The 1,430-nt window shown below is 65.4% G+C and carries 1 protein-coding gene; it reads left to right on the plus strand.

Annotation, left to right across the window (positions count from 1 at the left end; genetic code table 11):
* Window positions 1–23: 23 nt before the first annotated feature.
* Window positions 24–1,130 (plus strand): IS110 family RNA-guided transposase, encoded by a 1,107-nt coding sequence (locus AC1DES_RS19095; protein WP_476897267.1) that lies wholly within the window; start codon window positions 24–26, stop codon window positions 1,128–1,130.
* Window positions 1,131–1,430 lie beyond the last annotated feature (300 nt).

Consider the following 1,430-nt stretch of genomic DNA (forward strand, 5'->3'; position numbering starts at 1 on the left):
TTGAACGTCTGGAGGTTCCAGCCATGAATAAGCGTACTTACGTCGGTTTGGATGTCCATGCACGGAGCGTGAAGGGCTGCGCGATCGACCGTGAAACCGGCGAGATCCTGAGGCAGAGCCTGGCCGCCAACGATGCCGGGATCGCCGAGTGGGTGGCAGGGTTGCCGGGCCCGGTCCTGGTCGTCTATGAGGCAGGTCCGACTGGATTCGGGTTGGCCCGGCTACTGACCGGGGAAGGGATTGAGTGTCTGGTCGCGGCACCTTCGAAACTTCAGCGGCCGCCCGGAGACCGGGTTAAGACCGATGCCCGCGATGCCGAGCATCTGGCCCGACTGGCCTTGCTCGGACAGATCACGCCCGTGCGGGTTCCGGGCCATGCGGATGAAGCCGCGCGGGATCTGGTGCGGGCCCGCGAGGACGTCCGCGCGGACCTGATGAGGGCCAGGCACCGGATCTCGAAGCTCCTGCTGCGCCACGGCCTGGTCTACTCCGGCGGCCATGCCTGGACCGATGCGCACTACTCCTGGCTGCACCGGCAACACTTTGATGATCCTGCCCTGCAGGCCGCCTACGAGGCGAGCCTGGAAGCCGCGGAGCTGACGCTGGACCGCAGGAACCGTTTGGATGCGAAGATCACGGCCCTCGCCGCAACCGATCGTTACGCCCCGGTGGTCCATGCGTTGATGTGTCTGCGTGGAATCTCGGTGCTCACCGCTTTCGGCCTGGCCGTGGAAATCGGCGACTGGACCCGCTTTACCGGTTCCACGATCGGCGCGTATCTGGGCCTGGTCCCCTCGGAGCATTCATCCGGCGGTTCCCGATCCCAGGGCGGGATCACTAAGACCGGCAACACCCATGCCCGGCGCCTGCTGGTCGAGGCCGCCTGGCATCACCGGCGGCCCTACAACAATGTCAGCCGTGAGATGCGCGCCCGCTGGGACGCGGCCGATCACGTCTCCCGCGTCCGTGGCCACCAAGGCAACCACCGGCTGCATCACAAGTGGGAACAGTTCGAGGCCCGGCACAAGCGCCGGGTCATTGCGAATGTCGCCGTCGCCCGCGAACTCGCCGGGTGGTGCTGGTCTCTCGCCGCCGCGGTCCAACAGGAGCAGCCATGGACGGATGAATAGGCGTGTGCCGTTCCCGACTCACTCCGATGGCTCGGCAGCGTGGAGGAGACCCGCGATTCAGCTATGGACAACCGGCAATCACCGGTGACGCCCGACATTCCTAGACCAGCGGCACCCCTCCAGCCGAACACCTCGTCCTGCGGTAACCAACCCGCGCATATCAGTCTGACAGCGCCGTCGACAATGACGCGCCGGCCCCCGGACCAGGCAGGAAACGGACACAAAAGAGCGGTCCAAGACAAACCAGCCTTGGACCGCTCACCCTTGCCCTCTTGACAAGCAACAACTACATATCAGCTG

It is taken from the genome of Arthrobacter sp. 05T442, from assembly GCF_056395945.1.

Excerpts from the sequence above, each read along its gene's own strand:
- AC1DES_RS19095 (WP_476897267.1), top strand. The coding sequence starts at position 24 with ATGAATAAGCGTACTTACGTCGGTTTGGATGTCCATGCACGGAGCGTG.